The organism is Echinicola jeungdonensis (genome assembly GCF_030409905.1).
In the GTDB taxonomy this organism is placed as follows: Bacteria; Bacteroidota; Bacteroidia; order Cytophagales; family Cyclobacteriaceae; genus Echinicola; species Echinicola jeungdonensis.
The window spans coordinates 1,411,774-1,432,342 of the sequence record NZ_JAUFQT010000001.1 but is presented as its reverse complement, the minus strand read 5'-3'; the positions used below and the strand labels follow the sequence as shown (position 1 = coordinate 1,432,342).

At 41.9% G+C, this 20,569-nt stretch carries 15 protein-coding genes; 12 read left to right on the top strand and 3 right to left on the bottom strand.

Features of this window, described 5'->3' with window-relative positions; genetic code table 11:
- Positions 1 to 169: 169 nt before the first annotated feature.
- The 3 genes from recJ to QWY93_RS06045 are packed head-to-tail and all read left to right on the top strand — an operon-like array spanning position 170 to position 4,201.
- On the top strand, positions 170 to 1,939 hold the full coding sequence (gene recJ, locus QWY93_RS06055) for a single-stranded-DNA-specific exonuclease RecJ (RefSeq protein WP_290247273.1): 1,770 nt from the start codon (positions 170 to 172) through the stop codon (positions 1,937 to 1,939).
- A 1-nt stretch (position 1,940) separates the two neighbouring features.
- Positions 1,941 to 2,672, top strand: a complete 732-nt coding sequence (gene lptB / locus QWY93_RS06050) for an LPS export ABC transporter ATP-binding protein (RefSeq protein ID WP_290247272.1) — start codon at positions 1,941 to 1,943, stop codon at positions 2,670 to 2,672.
- 8 nt (positions 2,673 to 2,680) lie between these two features.
- Positions 2,681 to 4,201 carry a GH3 auxin-responsive promoter family protein gene (locus QWY93_RS06045; RefSeq protein WP_290247271.1) on the top strand — a complete coding sequence of 507 codons (1,521 nt, stop codon included), beginning with the start codon at positions 2,681 to 2,683 and terminating at the stop codon, positions 4,199 to 4,201.
- A 205-nt stretch (positions 4,202 to 4,406) separates the two neighbouring features.
- Here the strand turns inward: QWY93_RS06045 and queG are convergent, their stop codons facing one another.
- Together queG and ruvB are read right to left on the bottom strand one after the other, a co-directional pair.
- Positions 4,407 to 5,339, bottom strand: a complete 933-nt coding sequence (queG, locus tag QWY93_RS06040) for a tRNA epoxyqueuosine(34) reductase QueG (protein ID WP_290247270.1) — start codon at positions 5,337 to 5,339, stop codon at positions 4,407 to 4,409.
- Between the two features lie 44 nt (positions 5,340 to 5,383).
- The gene (ruvB, locus tag QWY93_RS06035; protein WP_290247269.1) at positions 5,384 to 6,421 is read right to left on the bottom strand and encodes a Holliday junction branch migration DNA helicase RuvB; all 1,038 of its coding nucleotides are present in this window, start codon (positions 6,419 to 6,421) and stop codon (positions 5,384 to 5,386) included.
- A 538-nt stretch (positions 6,422 to 6,959) separates the two neighbouring features.
- Here ruvB and QWY93_RS06030 point away from each other — a divergent pair.
- The 8 genes from QWY93_RS06030 to QWY93_RS05995 all read left to right on the top strand — a co-directional run bounded on the left by QWY93_RS06030 (position 6,960) and on the right by QWY93_RS05995 (position 18,028).
- Positions 6,960 to 8,030, top strand: coding sequence for an FAD:protein FMN transferase (locus QWY93_RS06030; protein WP_290247268.1), 1,071 nt, complete (start codon positions 6,960 to 6,962; stop codon positions 8,028 to 8,030).
- Positions 8,027 to 8,758, top strand: coding sequence for a ZIP family metal transporter (locus QWY93_RS06025; RefSeq protein ID WP_290247267.1), 732 nt, complete (start codon positions 8,027 to 8,029; stop codon positions 8,756 to 8,758). The genes QWY93_RS06030 and QWY93_RS06025 overlap by 4 nt, the downstream gene beginning before the upstream one ends.
- Before the next feature lie 597 nt (positions 8,759 to 9,355).
- A protein-coding gene (locus QWY93_RS06020) for an IS3 family transposase (RefSeq protein ID WP_435380190.1) occupies positions 9,356 to 10,527 on the top strand; the annotation gives its coding sequence in 2 pieces (ribosomal slippage) (positions 9,356 to 9,617 and positions 9,617 to 10,527; 1,173 coding nt in all).
- 481 nt (positions 10,528 to 11,008) lie between these two features.
- The gene (locus tag QWY93_RS06015) at positions 11,009 to 11,266 is read left to right on the top strand and encodes a DUF4212 domain-containing protein (protein WP_290247264.1); all 258 of its coding nucleotides are present in this window, start codon (positions 11,009 to 11,011) and stop codon (positions 11,264 to 11,266) included.
- A 20-nt stretch (positions 11,267 to 11,286) separates the two neighbouring features.
- The gene (locus QWY93_RS06010; protein ID WP_290247263.1) at positions 11,287 to 12,990 is read left to right on the top strand and encodes a sodium:solute symporter family protein; all 1,704 of its coding nucleotides are present in this window, start codon (positions 11,287 to 11,289) and stop codon (positions 12,988 to 12,990) included.
- Between the two features lie 220 nt (positions 12,991 to 13,210).
- Positions 13,211 to 15,109, top strand: a complete 1,899-nt coding sequence (acs, locus tag QWY93_RS06005; protein WP_290247261.1) for an acetate--CoA ligase — start codon at positions 13,211 to 13,213, stop codon at positions 15,107 to 15,109.
- A 295-nt stretch (positions 15,110 to 15,404) separates the two neighbouring features.
- On the top strand, positions 15,405 to 17,354 hold the full coding sequence (locus QWY93_RS06000) for a DUF294 nucleotidyltransferase-like domain-containing protein (RefSeq protein WP_290247260.1): 1,950 nt from the start codon (positions 15,405 to 15,407) through the stop codon (positions 17,352 to 17,354).
- Entirely contained in the window at positions 17,354 to 18,028 is a 675-nt protein-coding gene (locus QWY93_RS05995) for a 3'-5' exonuclease (protein WP_290247259.1), read from the top strand. The genes QWY93_RS06000 and QWY93_RS05995 overlap by 1 nt, the downstream gene beginning before the upstream one ends.
- Before the next feature lie 69 nt (positions 18,029 to 18,097).
- Here the strand turns inward: QWY93_RS05995 and QWY93_RS05990 are convergent, their stop codons facing one another.
- Positions 18,098 to 19,483 (bottom strand): DUF4403 family protein, encoded by a 1,386-nt coding sequence (locus tag QWY93_RS05990; protein ID WP_290247258.1) that lies wholly within the window; start codon positions 19,481 to 19,483, stop codon positions 18,098 to 18,100.
- Positions 19,484 to 20,170: 687 nt separating this feature from the next.
- On the opposite strand from QWY93_RS05990, the gene ytxJ reads away from it, so the two are divergent.
- Complete coding sequence (gene ytxJ, locus QWY93_RS05985) at positions 20,171 to 20,506, top strand: bacillithiol system redox-active protein YtxJ (protein ID WP_290247257.1); 336 nt, start codon at positions 20,171 to 20,173, stop codon at positions 20,504 to 20,506.
- Positions 20,507 to 20,569: the final 63 nt, after the last annotated feature.

The following is a 20,569-nucleotide window of genomic DNA, read 5'->3' as shown; positions in this document are numbered from 1 at the left end:
TCTAAACTAATTTGCCCCAAAACCTTTTTCCAGGTTGTTCTTCCGAAATATCCATTTTTCTTTTCATCTATTTGATAATCCGTGGTTTACCTAAGGAGGATTCAAACTGGATCAAATTATTGCACATTTTTTTGATATAGAAGCATTATAGTTTAGTAATTTAGACCGCATGGAGTTTAGGTGGGAAATAAAAAGTAAAGCAGATCCAATAACAGTACAATCCCTTAGCAGTGAGATTAATGTAAACCCAACATTGGCCAATTTGCTGGTGAACAGAGGCGTGGATGATTTTCAACAAGCCAAAGAGTATTTCAGGCCAGATCTGGATAAAATCCATCCGCCTTTTTTGATGAAAGATATGGATATTGCAGTGGATCGCTTGGTCCAGGCTGTAAACCAAAATGAAAAGATCCTGATCTACGGTGATTATGATGTGGATGGAACCACTTCCGTGGCCCTTTTTTATGGATATTTGCATGAATTTTATCCCCATGTTGATTTTTATATTCCCGATCGATATCAGGAAGGTTACGGGATTTCTGAAAAGGGGGTCCGTTATGCCGCTGAAAACGACTTTAAACTGATTGTCTCCCTGGACTGTGGGATCAAAGCCCTCGAAAATGTTGCCCTGGCCAAAAGCCTTGGGGTGGATTTTATCATTTGTGACCATCATACCCCTGGGGAAAAACTGCCGGATGCACTTGCAGTTTTGGACCCTAAAAGAAAAGATTGTAATTATCCCTATAAAGAGCTGAGTGGATGTGGTGTTGGTTTTAAACTGATGCAGGCTTTTGTCGAAAAAACCGGAAAAAATGCCAGCCATTTGTTCGGATACTTGGATTTGGTGGCCGTGAGTATAGCTGCTGATATTGTTCCCATTACCGGTGAAAACCGGATTTTGGCCTATTATGGACTGGAGAGGTTGAATAACAACCCCCGCCCGGGCTTGATGGCCTTGATTTTGGCAGGGAAAGGAACCCGGAGTTTGGATGAATTGCTGTCCAATAAGCACCTTTTGCAGCGGGAAATGCTGCAATTAAAAACCGATAAGGATATCAATATTTCGGATATTGTTTTCCGCATTGGTCCCCGGATCAATGCTTCAGGAAGGCTTGAACATGCCAAAGCTTCCGTGGAATTATTGATCTCTAAAGATATCCAGGATGCCTTACAGCGGGCTGAATTGGTGGAGGATGTAAATTCTGCCCGGAAAAACTTTGACGAAAATATCACCAAAGAGGCCATCCAGATGATCGAAGATATGGAGGCCATCAGACCTTATAAAAGCACCGTCCTCTTTAAAGAGGATTGGCACAAAGGGGTTATCGGAATTGTGGCCAGCCGTTGCATTGAGCAATTTTACCGGCCTACCATTATCTTGACAGAATCTAACAACAAGGCCACAGGGAGTGCGAGGTCAGTTTTTGATTTTGATATTTATTCGGCCATCAGTGAATGCAGTGATTTATTGGAACAATTTGGCGGGCATAAATATGCAGCCGGATTGACCTTGGCGGTGGACAAAGTGGAGGCTTTTCAGGAAAAATTTGAGGAGGTTGTCAGCCAAAGAATATCCGATATCCATACCAAACCTGTGCTGGAGGTAGATGATGAATTGGAGCTGGATCAGATCAATTACAAATTTTATAATATATTGCAGCAGATGACGCCTTTTGGGCCTGGTAATCCTGAGCCGGTTTTTTGTGCTAACCAGGTTTATGCCCGGAACATCAGGGTGCTTAAGGACAAACATTTGAAATTTGAAATCGTGCAGGATGGGCAGCAGACATTCCCGGTATGCATTGCTTTTGGATTTGCTACCTATTATGAAATGCTCAACAGCAAGATGAGATTTAATATTGCCTTTGAAATAAGAGAAAATACTTTTAGAAATACCAGTACCTTGCAGTTGTATGTCAAGGACATAAAATTTGATTGAGATGATATTACGTGGAGAAAACCTGGTCAAAATATATAAAGGGAAAAAAGTCGTCAACAATATCTCCGTGGAAGTAGAACAAGGGGAAATTGTAGGGTTGTTGGGACCCAATGGAGCAGGGAAAACTACTTCCTTTTATATGATTGTGGGCTTGATCAAGCCGAATGAGGGCAGGGTGTTTCTGGATCAGGATGAAATAACCAAACTTCCCATGTACAAAAGGGCCAACCTGGGCATTGGTTATTTGGCCCAGGAAGCTTCTGTATTCAGGAAATTAAGTGTGGAGGAAAATATCATGGCTGTGCTGGAAATGTCCAATATGTCCAAAACCGCACAGAAGGAGAAGGTAGAGGAGTTATTGGAGGAGTTTAGCCTTACTCATGTACGCAAAAACCTGGGTATGGTCCTTTCGGGTGGGGAAAGAAGAAGGACAGAAATTGCCCGGGCATTGGCCGTGGACCCAAAGTTTGTCCTTTTGGATGAGCCTTTTGCCGGGGTGGATCCCATAGCCGTGGAAGAAATCCAGTCCATTGTGGCCAAACTAAAAAATAAAAACATTGGCATTTTGATCACCGATCACAATGTGAACGAGACCCTTTCCATTACCGATAGAGCTTACCTGATGTTTGAAGGGAAATTGCTCAAAGCGGGTACTGCAGAAGAATTGGCAGCTGATGAACAGGTCCGAAAAGTATATTTGGGTAAACATTTTGAGTTAAAAAGAAAGATATAAGTTAATTTATGGAGGTGCTCAATACTTTTATGACCTGGATTTTTAAAATCCGAATTGGTCAAATTGATAATTTCAAAGAAAACCCCATCGAAGTTCAACAGGACATTTTTTTTGACCTGATCAAAACCGCCCGGAAAACCCAGATTGGGAAAAAGTACGGTTTTTCCGATGTCAAAAGCTATCAGGATTTTGCCAGGCAAATGCCAATTCACAATTATGAGCAGATGCAACCCTATATTGAGCAGACCATGAAGGGTGAGCAAAATGTCATTTGGCCAACAGATATCAATTGGTTTTCTAAATCTTCAGGCACCACTGGAAGCCGTAGTAAATTTATCCCTGTTTCCCAGGAATCCCTTGAGGATTGCCATTTTAAAGGGGGAAAGGACATGCTTTCCTTGTATGTCAACAACTACCCTAATAGTAAACTTTTTACCGGAAAAAGCCTGGCCATTGGAGGCAGCAGCCAGGTCAATACCTTGGATGTCAACAAAAACAGCCATTATGGGGATATTTCCGCTGTGATCATGCGGAACCTTCCCATGTGGGCCCAGTTGGCAAGAACACCTAGCCTTGAAACCGCCCTGATGAGCGAATGGGAGGCCAAAATTGAAAAGATGGCTAATGAGACTCTCAAGGAAAATGTGACCAGCATTTCCGGTGTGCCCACCTGGACTATTGTTTTGTTGCAAAGGATTCTGGAAATCACCAATTCTAAAAATATCCTGGAAGTCTGGCCTAATCTGGAAATTTTCTTCCACGGGGCAGTAGCATTTGGGCCTTACAGAAGGCTTTTTCAGGAATTGATCCCATCAGAAAAAATGCATTATATGGAGACTTATAATGCTTCTGAGGGATTTTTTGGCATTCAGGACAAAAAAGATTCCGATGAACTTTTATTGATGTTGGATTATGGGATTTTTTATGAATTCATTCCCATGGAGGAATGGGACAAGGAGGATCCCAAAGTCATTCCATTGGAAGAAGTAGAGTTAGGAAAAAATTATGCCATAGTGATCAGCACCAATGGAGGGCTTTGGCGGTATAAGATTGGAGATACGGTCAAGTTTACCTCCATCCGTCCTTACCGCATCAAAATTTCCGGCCGTACCAAGCATTTTATAAATGCTTTTGGGGAGGAGGTAATCGTGGAGAATGCCGAAAAAGCAATAGAGGTAGCTGCTGATGCTACCGGGGCCACTATAGTTAATTTTACAGCTGCCCCGGTATATTTTGACAGTGCTGATGGGAAGGGAGCCCATGAATGGGTGATTGAATTCAAAACCATGCCCAATGATGGAGAGTTGTTCAAGCAAAAACTGGATGAAACCCTCCGGCAGATCAATTCCGATTATGATGCCAAAAGGTACAAAGACTTGGCTTTGGACAAACCCAAAATTCATTTTGCCCAAGAAGGCTTGTTTGAAAAATGGATGAAAGCCCGTGGCAAATTGGGAGGTCAAAATAAAGTCCCCCGTCTCTCCAACGACAGGGATTATATGGATGATATATTGAAACTGTTGGAGTGAATTGGTTGAAAACTGGGAAAGTATTCAGATGTGAGATTTGAAACCCCAAAATTCCCCTTGAGGGGGACTTTCCCTTAGTGTTAGGGATAGGCTCCTCGTCTTCGGGGACAGCGTTGTCCCATAGATCGGTGTTATCCCGTCAGCTGTGCCCCAGCACAACCGGGGAAAGAGATCCAAATACCAAATTCTACATACCACATACTATTTAATCCTTTTTCAAAAAATTGATATTCCTCTTCAGCCCCTTCAGCTTGGTTCTTTTCACGGCTGATTTTTGGAATACTTTGCTAAATGTTTCCTGGGTAATTTCTTCCCAGTCTTTGTTGGTCATTTCTTTAAGGTCTGGATGAAGTTCAAATTGAGGCTCATGGTGGGGCTGGGAAAAACGGTTCCAGGGACATACATCCTGGCAGATATCACATCCAAACATCCAGTTTTCAAATTTTCCCTTCATGGATTGGGGCAATTCATCCTTGAGCTCAATAGTGAAATAAGAAATGCACTTGGATCCATCCACCACACCGGCTTGAACGATGGCATCCGTAGGGCACGCATCAATGCAGCGGGTACAAGTGCCACAATAGTCCTTGGTCATTGGAGCATCAGGAGTAGCCTCCAGATCAATGATTAATTCTGCAAGGAAAAAGAAGCTGCCCATTTTCCGGTTGAGCAAGAGGCTGTTTTTACCCTGCCAGCCAAGTCCAGCTTTTTGCGCCCATTGCCTTTCCATTATCGGGGCAGAGTCCACAAAAGCCCTTCCTTCAACATCTCCGATTTCCTCCTTAAGGAGGGTTAAAAAGGTCTTTAATTTGTCTTTGATGACAAAATGGTAATCTTTGCCATAAGCATATTTGGCAATTTTGTAATCAGATTTTCCTTCAGGAAGTTTTTGTTTCGGATAGTAATTGTAAATCAGGCTGACCACTGTTTTGGCTCCTTCCACCAATTTAGTGGGATCCAGTCTTTTGTCAAAATGGTTGGCCATATAGCCCATTTTCCCTTGGTAGTTTTTATTGAGCCAAGCTTCCAGTTTGGGAGCTTCTTCCTCCATAAATTCTGCTTGGGAAATGCCACAAAAATCAAAGCCCAGTTCCTTGGCTATTTTTTTTAGAACAGAAGCATGATGATCTGGATGCATGATGGAAAATTGTACCTTATAATAGAGGGGAGTTTAGATTTTGTTTATTCTCCAAATAGGGATCCGAATTGCCCCCCGAAATGAGGGCGGATGTCCAGGTGTTTATAGGCCAGTTCTGTGGCCACCCTTCCCCGGGAAGTTCTTTTGAGGTAACCCTCCTGGATCAGGAATGGTTCATAAACCTCTTCAATGGTTTCGCCTTCTTCTCCACAAGCCGTAGCGATGGTGCTTATGCCAACAGGGCCGCCTTTAAATTTGTCAATAATGGTAAAAAGGATCCTGTTGTCCATTTCATCCAAACCATTTTCATCTACATCTAGGGCATTAAGGGCCATTTTGGCGATGTCCAATGTGATTTTTCCTTGTCCTTTAATATCTGCAAAATCCCGGGTCCTGCGCAATAACGTGTTGGCAATCCTGGGGGTGCCCCGGCTCCTGCGGGCAATTTCAAAGGCGGCAACCTCATCAAGGGGAACCCCTAAGATTCCAGCAGAACGGGTGACGATATCGGTCAGTAATTGGGCATCATAATATTCCAGCCTTGCATTGATCCCGAAACGTGCCCGGAGTGGGGCAGTTAAAAGACCTGAACGTGTGGTTGCTCCAACAAGGGTAAATGGATTGAGGGAAATCTGGACCGAGCGGGCATTAGGTCCGGAATCTAGCATTATGTCTATCCGGAAATCCTCCATGGCCGAATAAAGGTATTCTTCTACCACGGAATTTAAGCGGTGGATTTCATCGATAAAGAGCACATCTCCTTCTTCCAAATTGGTCAGAAGACCTGCCAAATCGGAAGGTTTGTCCAATACAGGGCCTGAAGTGATTTTAATATTGGACTCCAGTTCATTGGCAATGATATGGCTAAGGGTAGTCTTGCCCAATCCAGGAGGGCCATGAAGCAGGACATGGTCCAAGGGCTCATTCCGCTTTTTGGCAGCCATTACAAATATTTGGATGTTGTCCAAGATCTTTTGCTGGCCGGTAAAGTCATCAAAGCTTAGAGGCCTTAAGGCTTTTTCCACCTCTCTGTCCGTGGAACTTAAATGTTCATTGTCGCCACTTAAATAATCTTCTCTCATGTTGTCCGCTTTCCTTGCTTACAAATATAGGAAATATAGAATTGGAAGAAATTTAAATCCTCTTAATGATTCGTTGCCTATTATTCAAATCATATGGTTTAGTTTAATTGGATCTACTTTTCCCATTGATGAAAAAGTAGACAAAAAATCTAGGCATGTGGTGGAGTTTTTAAATTGGGTATTTCGTTTTGTCTTTTAGATTGAATTTAGGGTTACCCAATTTAAATTTTAAGAAAATTGTTCCGACCTAAAAATGAGCGGATCTCGCTCGCTACTTCGCTAGCTAGCTCATTTTTTTTTCGGTCTCCTCAAATTCCTTAAAACCAACCCCACCAAGGGCCGAGCTGGAAAATGCGTAAAAAGACTCCTTTTCATTTTATATTTATTATATAATAACGATTTATAGAGAAATAAAAATTATAGGGTTTAATATGGAATGATTGAGGACCTGGCCATTTTTAAATTGGTTGGATCTTTAAATCTTTCAATTTTTTCAATCTTAAAATATAAAGGTAACTTTCGGGAAATTTTGAAATCCATGCATAAGAACGCCAGGAAAAACATTATTTACTCTATCATCCTGCTGATGGTGGTCTTTTTGGTTTACCTCTACCGGCAAAACCAACAATCCACTTCAGTTCCTGTACCCGAAAAGGAAGGTAAAATGGTGATCAGTGGAGAAACTATGGGAACTACTTACCGGATCATTTATCTGGATCAGCTAAACCGGGATTTTAAGGCATCTGTGGATTCTTTGTTGTTGGCATTTAACCAATCATTGTCCACCTATATGGAAGATTCAGAATTGAGCCGCTTTAACCGTCAGGATACCTTGGTTTTTGAATCACCCTTTTTCCCGACTGTACTAGAAAAAAGCCGAGAGGTTCACGCTCTGACGGAGGGAGCATTTGACCCTACGGTGGGGCCATTGGTTAATGCCTGGGGTTTTGGCCCTGAGGGGGGGCAAAAGAAAGGTGATAGCCTTGCTATTCCGCAAATATTAAGATGGGTAGGCTTTGATTTGATTCAATTTGATTCCCTAAAAGCCTGGAAAAGCCGACCAGAGGTCTATCTGGATTTTAGTGCTATCGCCAAAGGTTATGGGGTGGATGTGGTCGGTGATTTTTTAGAGGCTAAAGGTGTTTCCGATATGTTGGTAGAAATAGGGGGTGAGCTGATAGCAAAGGGAACCAATGAAAATGGTGAGCTTTGGAAGGTGGGGATTAATACTCCTGAAGAGGAAGCAGGAGCCCAAGATATTTTCAGCATCATTGCCCTGGACAATAAAGGGATGGCTACCTCTGGAAATTACAGGAATTTTTATGTCAAAGACAGTGTGAAATATTCTCATACCATCGACCCTAAATCCGGTTATCCCGTTAATCACAGGCTTTTAAGTGCTACGGTCCTGGCAGAGGACTGTATGACCGCTGATGCTTTTGCCACTGCCATGATGGTGATGGGCAAAGAAAAAGCCATTGAATGGGAGGAAAAAATGGAAAATATTTCGGTTTTTTTGATATATAATGATTCTTCAGGTATGCGGACCTATGTAAGTGAGCAGCTTAAACCTTTTGTTTCCCATTTAAAAGAAGATATACAGGAATGATCTTACAATTCATTATACTTTTTATTTCCGCTTTTGTGGCTGGGGTTTTGGCGTTTACTATTCCCCAATGGAAAGAAAAGAATTTTAAATTGATCCTGGTTTTTGCAGGGTCTTACCTTTTTTCCATTACCGTATTACACATTTTGCCAGAGCTATTTGGCAAAACTGATTCCGCCTATTACATGGGCCTATATGTTCTGATTGGTTTTTTGCTTCAACAAGTTTTGGAGTTCCTTTCAGCTGGGGTGGAACATGGTCATATGCATCATCATGGTGGAAGCAAAAAGACAGTTTGGATGGTGATGGTGGGATTATCCTTGCATGCTTTTTTGGAAGGGACATTGCTAACCCAGCAGCCTTCCCTTTCGGGCCACCACCATGGCAGTGAAACCCTGCTTTGGGGCATTGTTATGCACAAGGCCCCAGCAGCTTTTGCCTTAGTCGCAGTTTTGGCGAATAGCCTTTCCAGGAAGTGGGTGTTTATTTTGTTAGGGCTTTTTGCATTGGCTTCCCCTTTAGGTATGGTTTCCAGTGGAATGATGTTATCAGGAAACCTGATTGGCTCAGGAGCTATGGAAGTGATGTTTGGTCTGGTGGCAGGAGGTTTTTTGCACATCAGTACAACTATCTTTTTTGAGACCAGCCCTCACCATAAATTTCACCTTAATCGCCTACTGATTAGTGTTTTGGCTGCGCTGATTGCCATACTTTCGGAATATTCATTGTAAGGATAATTCCTTAAATATAATTGCCTGATTTGTAGTGGGAATCTTGAAGGACAAGTTATTTTGTGATTTGTTAATTCGTTAATTGTTAAACCGTAACCTTTGGATTTTGATTAATGGCTCAGCTACCGGGATGTTGGGTTAAGTTATTTTATCGCTTTAATAATGTTCAACTCCTCTGGAGTTGGAAGGAATAGATTCTGTAATTTCTCTAAGATGCTCCCAGGGTTATTTTTGTTCAAGCCCTACAGGCTTGAGGAAACTTGTGGTGGCCTCTTAATTAATTTAACCTATCTTTCAAGGGAGCTATTGTAGGTTAATAATTCCCAACTGGAGATTTTCTTCCACAACCCTGGATTTTGAAACCCAAACCAACTTCAAGACAGAATGAAAAAGGCCTGGATTGGAGAAAATCAGTTCTAAAAAATTTCCTTGGTTATGAAATGGACCATTCTGTGGGACACAGACCGAGGTGAGGGAAGAAGCCTGTTAAGGCTTCAACCACAATAACCCTGGGTGAAACCCGGGGTTAATAAAGATGATTGGAGTGTATACCTTTGACTGGACAATAAGTTAAGCTCTTTTCTTAAATTTGAAACAATGAGTAATAGAGAAAGGAGAACATTTGACAAGGCCTTTAAAACGATGGCCGTAGAGCTTCATTTGAATGGAAAAATAAGTACTGAAGTTGGAAGAGAACTTGGGATTGGACCAGACCTGGTCAGGCGTTGGGCCAGGGAATTTAAAGCAAGTGAATCCAGCAGCTTTCCCGGAAACGGGAAACAGCATCTAACAGAAGAAGAGAAAGAAATCCTTGCCTTGAAAAAAGCCCTGAAAGAAGCCGAACTGGAGCGTGATATTCTAAAAAAGGCAGTAAGCATCTTTTCCAAGGGGGACAACAAATATTCCGGTTCATAAGGGCTCACAGGCACGAGTTTGCTGTTGAAAAGATGTGCAGGGTTTTTAAAGTAAGCAGAAGCGGTTTTTATGGCTGGCTTAACCGAAAACCATCCAAATGTGCTGAGGAGCGAGAAGAAGTATCCAGGGAAATCCATAAAATCTATGCTGAAAGCAAGTGCCGGTATGGAAGTCCGAAGATAACCATTGAGCTTAGGGACAGGGGCTTTTCGGTGTCCAGGCCAAGGGTTGCCAGGATAATGAAAGCAAATGGGCTCAGGAGTGTGATATCGGGGAAGTTCAGTGTCTGTACCACTGAATCTAACCACAGTTTCAGAATCAGTCCGAACCTGCTTAACAGGAACTTCAGCCCTGATGGCCCTGCAAAATCATGGGTATCGGACATTACCTACATCTGGACAGAAGAGGGATGGCTTTACCTGACCATGATCATGGACCTGTATGACCGTAAGATAATCGGATGGTCGATGTCCACCACCATGCATGCCGGGGCAACAGTTATACCGGCATGGCGAATGGCACAGATCAACAGGCCTTTTTTCAGAGACCTGGTTTTCCATTCAGACAGGGGCGTACAATATGCCTGCGGTGAATTCAAGAATGAACTCGATTCTGAAAAGGTGAGGCAGAGCATGAGCAGAAAAGGAAACTGCTGGGACAATGCAGTAGCTGAAAACTTCTTCAAAATCCTGAAATCGGAAACAGGATACCGTAAATACGGATCAGTAATGCAAGCAAAACAGGAAATTTTCGAATTTATTGAAATCTGGTACAATAGGAACAGGAGACACTCCTCACTTGGGTACCTATCACCTGATCAGTTCGGAAAAACCAACAAAAAAATTACCGTATAAAGACTGACCTCGAAATTGTCAGGGTGATTTTTTTTTCAATATCGCACTGACAATTTGAGGAGCCCGCGGCAGGCGTTATTATATTAACATAGAGCTTAATCATTTGTCCAGTTTTTTGTTGCAAATCCAGATGGACACCCAGTCAACAACCCCTTTTGGGGTTGAACTAATCAATTGATCGATTAATCTGCCAATACAGTACAATTTTTTACTTTTGATATCCTCAAATAGGCTTATTGATGGTAAATATTCCGAGGTGATTAATATTTCGAAAATTAATTGATCGTATGTTACTGTGCTGATTGGCTTATAAAATGTTTGGGTTTTTTATGGCTTATCAGGGATTTTATTGTTAATTCAGGGGTGAAAATTAATTGGAGAATTATGTTTGGAAGGAAATGAGCTATTTTCTTTAGTGTTTTGGCCAATTAATATTTCTGAATAACTAATTAACCTAACCCCAAAATTTTAACCTTTGATCATGAGTCATCAAGAAAAAATGAAGGCCTATTGGAGGAAGAATATAAAGATACTTCTTTCCCTATTGGCTGTTTGGTTTACCGTTTCCTTTGGTTTCGGAATTATTTTAGCAGAACCCCTGAATCATATCCAATTGGGTGGATATAAATTAGGGTTCTGGTTTGCCCAGCAAGGATCCATTTATGTTTTTGTTGTTTTAGTTTTTGTGTATGTCTGGCTGCTCAACAGGCTGGACAGGAAATTTGATGTACACGAATAATTCAATTTTTAGAAAAAATCATGGATATACTTACTTGGACTTATATATTGGTAGGGCTGTCATTCGCCCTATATATTGGAATTGCTATTTGGAGCCGGGCAGGTTCTACCAAAGAATTTTATATTGCCGGAGGCGGGGTCTCTCCCTTGGCCAATGGCATGGCAACAGGAGCTGACTGGATGTCAGCTGCTTCCTTTATTTCTATGGCCGGGGTGATTGCCTTTGCCGGTTATGATGGATCTGTTTATTTAATGGGCTGGACAGGTGGTTATGTGCTTTTGGCTTTGCTTCTTGCGCCATATTTGAGAAAATTTGGAAAATTTACCGTACCTGATTTTGTGGGTGACCGCTATTATTCCAACAAGGCCCGGGTGGTGGCAGTGATCTGTGCCATTTTTATTTCATTTACCTATGTGGCCGGACAGATGCGTGGTGTGGGTATTGTGTTTAGCCGCTATCTGGAAGTGGATATCAATACCGGAGTTTATATCGGGATGGCTATCGTTTTCTTTTATGCAGTGCTTGGAGGAATGAAAGGAATTACCTATACGCAAGTGGCCCAGTATTGTGTTTTGATTTTTGCTTTTTTGGTACCTGCCATATTTGTTTCCATGCAGTTGACCAACAACCCAATTCCACAACTTGGATTGGGGGGTACTGTGGAAGATGGTACCTTTTTATTGGACAAGCTGGATGGAGTATTAACAGATTTGGGATTTCATGAATATACCACTGGCAGTAAGCCCATGATGGATATGTTTGCCATTACTTTGGCTTTGATGGTGGGGACGGCAGGATTGCCCCATGTGATAGTTCGGTTTTTTACTGTACCAAGAGTGAAAGATGCCCGTTTGTCTGCTGGATTTGCCTTGGTTTTTATAGCCATTTTGTACACCACTGCTCCTGCGGTGGCCGCATTTGGGATTTATAATGCTATCGATACAGTTGCAGAAAAGCCGGTAGACGATTTGCCAGAATGGGTGGGAAATTGGCAGCAAACCGAGTTGATAAAAATCAATGATAAGAATGAAGATGGTATTGTCCAATATTCAGCCGATGAGGCAGTCAACGAACTGACAATTGACAAGGATATCATGGTATTGGCCAACCCGGAAATTGCCAAACTACCCAATTGGGTTGTAGGGTTGGTTGCCGCAGGGGGGATGGCGGCAGCCCTGTCCACTGCAGCAGGACTATTATTGGTGATTTCCACTTCCGTTTCCAGGGATTTGGTGAAAAATTTTAACCCCGATATTCCCGAAAAGAAAGAATTGCTCATTGCCAGGGCAGCTGCGGCGGCAGCTGTGGTGATTGCCGGATATTTTGGAATTCATCCTCCTGGATTTGTGGCCGAAGTGGTTGCCTTTGCTTTTGGTTTGGCGGCAGCTTCTTTTTTCCCAGTGATTATCATGGGGATATTTTCCAAAAGGATTAATAAGGAAGGTGCTATTGCCGGGATGTTGTGTGGCCTGATATTTACCCTAAGCTATATAATCTATTTCAAGTTTGGTCAGGAACTTTTTGGTGTTCATCCCAACGAGCTGGATGCCGATAACTGGTGGTTTGGTATTTCTCCTGAAGGCGTCGGTTCTTTGGGCATGATTTTAAACTTTTTAGTTTGCTTTATTGTGTCCAAAATGACACCTCCACCTCCACAGGAAGTTCAAGATTTGGTTGAGGATATCAGGGTGCCAAGAGGAGCAGGAAAAGCCCATACCCATTAAGTGTTGATGGTGTGATTAAAGAATAATTAACAATACTTAACGGCTATGACATCCGATTAAGCAATTATTTGCTTAGCTTTATGAAGGATGTGCCAATGAAAATGGTCCTTTTCCTTTGGCAGGCAAGAAATGCTCAAAAGCAGGAAGAGCAATTCTTTTAATTTTTGATATATTGATAATTTACCAGATTAATAATAAAACCTAAAATAGTAGCGCTGACATGAGTGATAGAATACATACCCTGAGTGGGTATTTTCATGAATATCAAAAAAGTTTAGCAGAACCGGACAAGTTTTGGGCCCGTATTGCTGATTCCTTCCATTGGAGGAAAAGATGGGACAAGGTGCTGGATTGGAATTTTGAGGGGCCGGATGTCAAATGGTTTGTTAATGGAAAGCTGAACATCACTGAAAATGTTTTGGAAAGGCATCTCTTTACCTTGGGAGACCGGCCCGCCATTATCTGGGAACCCAATGACCCCAATGAGGAAGGCAGGGTGCTGACTTATCAGGAGCTTTACCATAAAGTATGTAAATTTTCAAATGCCCTAAAAGCCAAAGGAATTGGCAAGGGTGATAAAGTGATCATTTATATGCCCATGGTGCCGGAAGCAGCAGTAGCCATGCTGGCTTGTGCAAGGATTGGGGCGGTTCATTCCGTGGTTTTTGCAGGATTTTCCAGCAATGCCCTTGCTGACCGGATCGAGGATTGCCAGGCGAAAGCAGTACTTACTTCTGATGGTAATTTTAGGGGAAAAAAGAAAATCGAGGTGAAAGCTGTAGTGGATGAAGCCCTTGAAAAGACCAATGATGTTGAAACCGTGGTTGTTTATCAAAGAACCAAGCAGGATGTGGTAATGAAGGAAGGCAGGGATTACTGGTGGCATGACTTTATTGCAGGTCAGGCAGAAACCAATACTGCTACCGAGATGGACAGTGAGGATATGCTTTTTATCCTTTATACTTCAGGATCTACAGGCAAACCTAAAGGGATTGTCCATACTACTGGAGGGTATATGGTTTATTCCAAATATACATTTGAAAATGTTTTCCAATATTCTCCAGGTGATATTTATTGGTGTACAGCAGACATTGGCTGGATTACCGGACACTCTTATATTGTATATGGTCCACTGTTGGCGGGGGCTACCTCTATCATGTTTGAAGGGGTGCCTACCTATCCGGATGCAGGCCGTTTTTGGGCCATAGTGGACAAATACAAAGTCAATCAATTTTACACTGCTCCAACTGCCATCCGGGCATTGGAGGCCCATGGCACCGAACCCATTGAGCCTTATAAATTGGATTCACTTAAAGTGTTGGGTACTGTAGGAGAACCGATCAATGAAGAAGCTTGGCACTGGTATCATACCCATGTGGGCAAAAACCGATGTCCCATTGTGGATACCTGGTGGCAAACGGAAACCGGAGGAATTATGGTGTCACCATTGGCCGGTGTAACCCCCAATAAACCTGCATATGCTACCCTTCCATTGCCTGGAGTGCAACTGGCCATCGTTGACCCTGAAGGCAATGAGTTGACAGGAAATTCGGTAGAAGGTAACCTTTGCATAAAATTCCCATGGCCAGGCATGTTAAGGACCACCTATGGTGATCATGAACGGTGTAAGCAAACCTATTTTGCTACTTACAAGGGAATGTACTTTACCGGTGATGGTGTGAAACGGGACCATGATGGTTATTACAGGATATTGGGTCGTGTGGATGATGTGATCAATGTTTCTGGTCACAGAATGGGTACCGCAGAAGTGGAAAATGCCATCAATGAGCACCCCAAAGTTATTGAATCTGCAGTGGTAGGTTATCCCCATGAAGTAAAAGGTCAGGGCATTTATGCTTATGTCATCTGTGATATGACCAACCGTACAGTGGAAAACCTTACCAATGAGATCAAGGAAACGGTGAGGAAAATAATCGGACCAATTGCCAAGCCTGATAAAGTCCAGATTGTATCCGGACTCCCTAAGACCCGTTCCGGAAAGATCATGAGAAGGATTTTACGTAAGGTGGCAGAGGGAGCAATGGATGATATGGGAGATACTTCCACATTATTAGATCCCGAGGTAGTAGAAGAAATTAAAAAGAACAGAATCAATTAATTCCAAATTTAGTGTTTATAAAGGGCCGTTTTTCGATTGAAGAAAAGCGGCTTTTTTTTTGAGTTATAGCCTCACATTTCAGGAGTCAAGATTTATGAATCTCAATTTCTTGATAACAAATAATAAATAACCAATAACTAATTCAAATAATGTCAATCAGTAATACCCCCCCTTGATACCTTTTTACTTTTACCTTTCGGGAGTTTTTGAGTAATTTGCCAACCAAAATGAGCAATAATGACAAGCCTTATCAAAATAAGGTATGGTTTTCCCAACTGCTCCAACCGAAATAACCATGTCAAACGTCATTGTCAACCGGGTTAAGGAATTTCTATTTCGTTTTCCTCCTTTCAGTTTTCTTTCCGATGAGCTTTTGGAAAGTGTGGCCAAAGAGGTGGAATTAATGTATTATGCCAAAGGGGAATACATGTTTCACAAAGGTGATCCTGCCAAACCTCATTTCTTTGTCCTGAAAGAAGGATCCATCAATCTTACGGAAGAAGAGGATGGGAAGCAGCAAATAAGGGATTATTGCGATGAAGGGGATGTTTTTGGGGTATTGGCCTTATTGGGAAAAAGGCCTTATGTCCTCAATGGTTTTGCTGCAGAAGATAGTTTGGTTTATGCGGTTCCGGTGGCCGTATTTGATAAGATTTTAAAGGAAAACAGTCAAGTCAGCCTTTATTTTGCTGCAGGATTTGCTGCCGGTCAGGTGGTGATCCGGACGGATCTTTCCCAATCCCAAAAGGCCAGGAGCTTATTTAGAGATCCTTCCACCGACCATGGCCTGTCTGTTTTTTCGGGCAAAGGAAAAATCAACTTTTCCAAACAGGTTTTGCATTGCAATTTGGGGGATACGGTAAGACATGCCGCCCAATTGATGCAGGAAAAGGGGGTAGGATCCATTGCCATTTTAAATCATGAAGGCTTTCCCCAAGGTATTATTACCGATAAAGATTTTAGGAACCGCTTGGTGGCAAAGGGCTTGCCCTATTCCACAACTGTGGAGGAACTCATGACTTCTCCGGTGATAACCATGCACATTGAAAGCGATTTCCCCTCCCTATACCTGACCATGATCAAAAACCGGATCCATCATTTGATTTTGACCGAAGATGGAACCGATCAAAGTAAGGTCATGGGGATTCTTTCCGACCATGATGTGTTTTTGTCCCAGGGTAACAGCCCTGCAGTTTTGATCAACGCATTGATGAATACCTGGAATATCCAGGAAATGGCCAGTATCCGGAACAGGGCAGAGGCCTTACTTCAATATTATCTGGAAAATGAGGTTTCTATTGATTTTGTTTCCAGCATCATCTCCGAGGTCAATGATGTAATCATCCAAAGGGCGGTAGTATTGGCCAAAAAGAAATATGATTCGGCTTATCCGGAGGAGATTACCCAGATTCCTTTCAGCTTTCTTTCCCTGGGAAGTGAGGGCAGACAGGAACAGTTGCTGAGAACGGACCTGGACAATGCACTGGTGTTTGAGGATGTCCCTGAGGAAAAGCTAAACCAAGCCAAAGCCTATTTTGGAGAAATTGCCCAGGAAGTAATTAACATTTTGGTTTCCTGTGGCTTCCATACCTGCCCAAGTGAGGTGATGGCCAGCAATCCCAAATGGTGCCAGCCCTTATCTGTATGGAAGGATTATTTCAGTCATTGGATCAATTTGCCTGATCAAAAATCTCTATTGAATGCCACCATATTTTTTGATTTTAGGAGGGTGTATGGGAACAAAACCTTGGTGGAAAAAATGACGGATCATGTTTATCAGACTATCGAGGTAAGAAAAACCTTTTTAAGCTTTTTGGCCAAAAATGCCCTTCAAAACCCTCCTCCATTGGGCTTTTTCAGAAATTTTATAGTGGAAAACTCTGGGGATCACCAGGACAAATTTGATATTAAGCTGCGGGCCATGATGCCCTTGGCTGATGCTGCCCGTTTATTGGTATTGAGTCATCGCATTGTTGGAATCAATAATACTTTCCGAAGGTTTGAAAAATTGGCTGAGCTGGAGCCTAAGCACAAGGAATTGTTTTTGGAGGCAGGAAAAGCCTATGAAATATTTATGCGTTTAAGGGCCATTGAAGGGATAGGGAATGGTAATTCAGGGAGGTTTATAAGCCCTGGTTCCTTAGGGAAATTACAACGACAACTTCTTAAAAATGCTTTTTCCCCCATTCATCAGCTTCAAGAGGTATTGGCTATTAGGTTTCAAACCGATTTAATTCAAGATTGATGAGTTGGTTTAATATTTTTAAAAAAAGGCCTCCCAAAACCCCACTGGTCAAGAAGTATGAGGCCGGATTTGAAAAGCCTATACCCAAAAGTCGAACATTAGGCGAATTGGAGTTTGTGGTCCTGGACACAGAAACGACTGGTCTAGATGTAAAAAAAGATCATATTTTGGCCTTTGGAGGGGTGAAAATCCAGGAAAAAAAGATCAAAATAGAAACCTCCAAGGAGCATCTCTTATTCTCTAAAAAGCAAAATATATCCAGTATCAAAATCCACGAAATCATTCAATCGGAAAATGCCCTTCCCCTGGATGATTTTGTAGAAGAATTTCTTCCTTATCTGGGGACAGGTATTTTGGTAGCCCATCATGCAGGTTTTGATGTGGCTATGTTGGAAAAAGCAGTTCGTCCTTACGGATTGAAAAGATTGCTAAACCCCGTCTTGGATACCGGGGACTTGGCCATTAGGTTGGAGCATGGAATCAGGCTGGATCCCAGCCGGGTAAATTTGAAAGATTATTCCCTGGATGCCCTTTGTGAACGTTATAAAATCCCAATCCATGACAGACATACCGCCGCAGGAGATGCTTTCCTGACTGCCCAATTGCTACTCAAATTGTTAAAATTTGCCGAACAAAAAGGAGTCAGGAACTATAGGGATTTGATGAGATGGTAAATTTAAGAGGAAAGAGGTTAGAATAAAGAGCAAAGATTCTCAAATCTCATGTCTCAAATCTCACTTCTACTATTTCAGTTCCACTCCCATCTGTCCAGTTGACCTCAAATAAATCCGGATATCTTCTTTGGTGGTGTAGATTCCTTCGACATCCAATTCAGGTCTTTTTACCCTAAAGGTGGCAAAATCCGTTTCGATATACCCTTGTTTCTGCAATTCCAACCGGGCTTCCCGAATATAATCTCCAATGGGATATTCCGCATATTTCCGGATTTCCTCCAGGACTTTGCCTTGATGCATCCAGCTTGCACTTTTTGCCAGGATGTTTTTGGTCTGTAGATCAAAATCAATGTCCTCAAAAACAACAGCCTCCCGGTTGGGGTCATAAGTGGGCCTAGCTACCAAGAAAACTTTCCCCTGAAGGTCTTTTTTGCCATTTCTTTTGGCAGTGAATTCAACCTCTACTAATGCACGGTCTCCAAATTGCTGTGTGGTAAAACCCCTTGGGGTCAATTGGGTTTTACTGTTAATTTGAAAAGTTTTTCCGGCCATTTCCTTGTTGAGGTATTTATTGAGGCTTTGATAGGGAATGGCAATAGGCAAAGTGACATCCAGATAATTGCGATCTTCCCCATTATAATATAGGTCGGGCAAGGGCGGGACCTTCATTTCAGGTTTACTTCCTACCTGGGTAAATACTTCCCCTTCTATTCCTATGGCCATCTTTAGCTCATGATTGGCGGTCAATGATTCTTTAACCTTTATCTTTTTGGGGACGGAATATACAAAAACATCAAATCCATTTTGTTCAAGCTTTACAGGCTTGCCATACACTTGCCAGGTTTCCTGAATCATATTTCTGAAACTTATCCGGGTCAAATTGTCTCCGGTCAATTGGCTGTTCAGCATCTTTTGAACATGTTTTCTTAATATGGGGTCAAAGTCAATTTCATAGCCCAGCAGGTTGTATTTCAAAGACCTTCCCCAGCTTTCGATTTGGATGTTTTTGATGTTGACATCCCAATTTCGGCCTATTTCAGGCTCGAAACTGACCCTTGGAGCCAAGGATTCATCAAAAGGCAGGGAGGAGGAAATCACCTGTCCGAAGATTTCTTTTTCGATATTTAATTTCCCTTTGAGTTGGAGGGGAAGCTCCAACTGGAGGTGATTATTGTTAAGGGATTTTAGGGAAATTTCTCCTTTCCGCAACACATCCAGATCAGTATGTAAGCCATTACCCATGTCAAGGCCCTTTTCAGAATAAAGCTTTTCACTCAATTTCTGGTTGAGGTTTTTTTCTATATAGGACAATGGGATGGTCAGGGGAACATTGACCTTGGAAGTCGCTTTAGGTAAAGGTGAAATTTCCCCGTCAAATTTTGGCTTTTCTGGGTTGATGCGCTTACAGGCCAAAATGGGCAACAGCAATATTAATATATAGCAATACTTTTTCATGTCATTTTTCTTTGCCCCACAAGATTAAGAATTCAACGGGACATTTTGGGAATCCATGTGAGGCTTTTGCAATAATCATGCGTTAAATTTTCTTAAGGGAGGGGGAAGTAAATGGTATTTGAGTATTTAGTATATTAAAACCCGATTATATATTAATGTGGTATAAATTGCCTTCATTTCATTTTTGATGAAAGGGTTTTGCAGGTTTTTTTCTATAGGATTTTCTGATTAACAAAATCAAACTTTTTTAAGTTTTTGTTTATTTTTTTTCAGAAGTGAAATTTCGGGAAAGGGTTTCCGCCTTGCAGGTTTTGGCGTTAAGAAATTTAAGAAGTGGGTTGCAGAAGGCACTGGCATGCCTGCCCTCCGGGAGGCGGGTCTGATGGTGATGCTGCAAAAAACTATAGGTGATGCGGAAAATGGAGGAGTTTGGCTGTGCGTGAGAGGGCTTAAATTTTAGCCAAAAGATGCACAGCGGTGGGGTTTTTTGATTACTTTTTTTACCTGAAGCAAAAAAGTAATAAGGTAATTGGGGATAAACAATTATTGAAGGGTCAATTAGTAATTTGGATTTTGAGACAGTACCTCTTGATACTCTTTTCTGGCTGGGCGAAATAGAAATTGGTTCTATGAAATCTCTTATCTTTGTGTTCAAGTAAAAATTTACTGTTTATTCAACTTTCATTTATGTCCTGGAAAACTATCAACCAAATATCACAGATACAGCAGATCAAGGAAGAAAGCAAATTGCAACCTGTTTTGCTTTATAAGCATTCTACCCAATGTTCCCTTAGCCAAATGGCCTGGGACAGGCTTAAGCGAAACTGGAAGGATAGCGATTCCCAGGTAGTTACCCCTTATTACCTGGATTTATTGTCTTACAGGGAGGTATCTGATGCCATTGAGCAGGAGTTTGGAATTCAACATGAGTCTCCGCAGGTCATCCTGGTAAAAGATGGAATTGCATTTTACGATACCAGTCATATGGCCATTAATTATCAGGAAATAATGGGACAGTTTTAAGGTTTAAAAGAAAACAGAGTTTCTTTGGAGTTTCATTTTGCGTTTTTTTCGTAGAAATAGAAG

Excerpts from the sequence above, each read along its gene's own strand:
- QWY93_RS05990 (WP_290247258.1), bottom strand. The coding sequence starts at position 19,483 with ATGAAAAAGTATTGCTATATATTAATATTGCTGTTGCCCATTTTGGCC.
- lptB (WP_290247272.1), top strand. The coding sequence starts at position 1,941 with ATGATATTACGTGGAGAAAACCTGGTCAAAATATATAAAGGGAAAAAA.
- QWY93_RS05995 (WP_290247259.1), top strand. The coding sequence starts at position 17,354 with ATGAGTTGGTTTAATATTTTTAAAAAAAGGCCTCCCAAAACCCCACTG.
- QWY93_RS06045 (WP_290247271.1), top strand. The coding sequence starts at position 2,681 with ATGGAGGTGCTCAATACTTTTATGACCTGGATTTTTAAAATCCGAATT.
- queG (WP_290247270.1), bottom strand. The coding sequence starts at position 5,339 with ATGCATCCAGATCATCATGCTTCTGTTCTAAAAAAAATAGCCAAGGAA.
- ruvB (WP_290247269.1), bottom strand. The coding sequence starts at position 6,421 with ATGAGAGAAGATTATTTAAGTGGCGACAATGAACATTTAAGTTCCACG.
- QWY93_RS06015 (WP_290247264.1), top strand. The coding sequence starts at position 11,009 with ATGAGTCATCAAGAAAAAATGAAGGCCTATTGGAGGAAGAATATAAAG.
- recJ (WP_290247273.1), top strand. The coding sequence starts at position 170 with ATGGAGTTTAGGTGGGAAATAAAAAGTAAAGCAGATCCAATAACAGTA.
- QWY93_RS06000 (WP_290247260.1), top strand. The coding sequence starts at position 15,405 with ATGTCAAACGTCATTGTCAACCGGGTTAAGGAATTTCTATTTCGTTTT.
- QWY93_RS06030 (WP_290247268.1), top strand. The coding sequence starts at position 6,960 with ATGCATAAGAACGCCAGGAAAAACATTATTTACTCTATCATCCTGCTG.
- ytxJ (WP_290247257.1), top strand. The coding sequence starts at position 20,171 with ATGTCCTGGAAAACTATCAACCAAATATCACAGATACAGCAGATCAAG.
- acs (WP_290247261.1), top strand. The coding sequence starts at position 13,211 with ATGAGTGATAGAATACATACCCTGAGTGGGTATTTTCATGAATATCAA.
- QWY93_RS06025 (WP_290247267.1), top strand. The coding sequence starts at position 8,027 with ATGATCTTACAATTCATTATACTTTTTATTTCCGCTTTTGTGGCTGGG.
- QWY93_RS06010 (WP_290247263.1), top strand. The coding sequence starts at position 11,287 with ATGGATATACTTACTTGGACTTATATATTGGTAGGGCTGTCATTCGCC.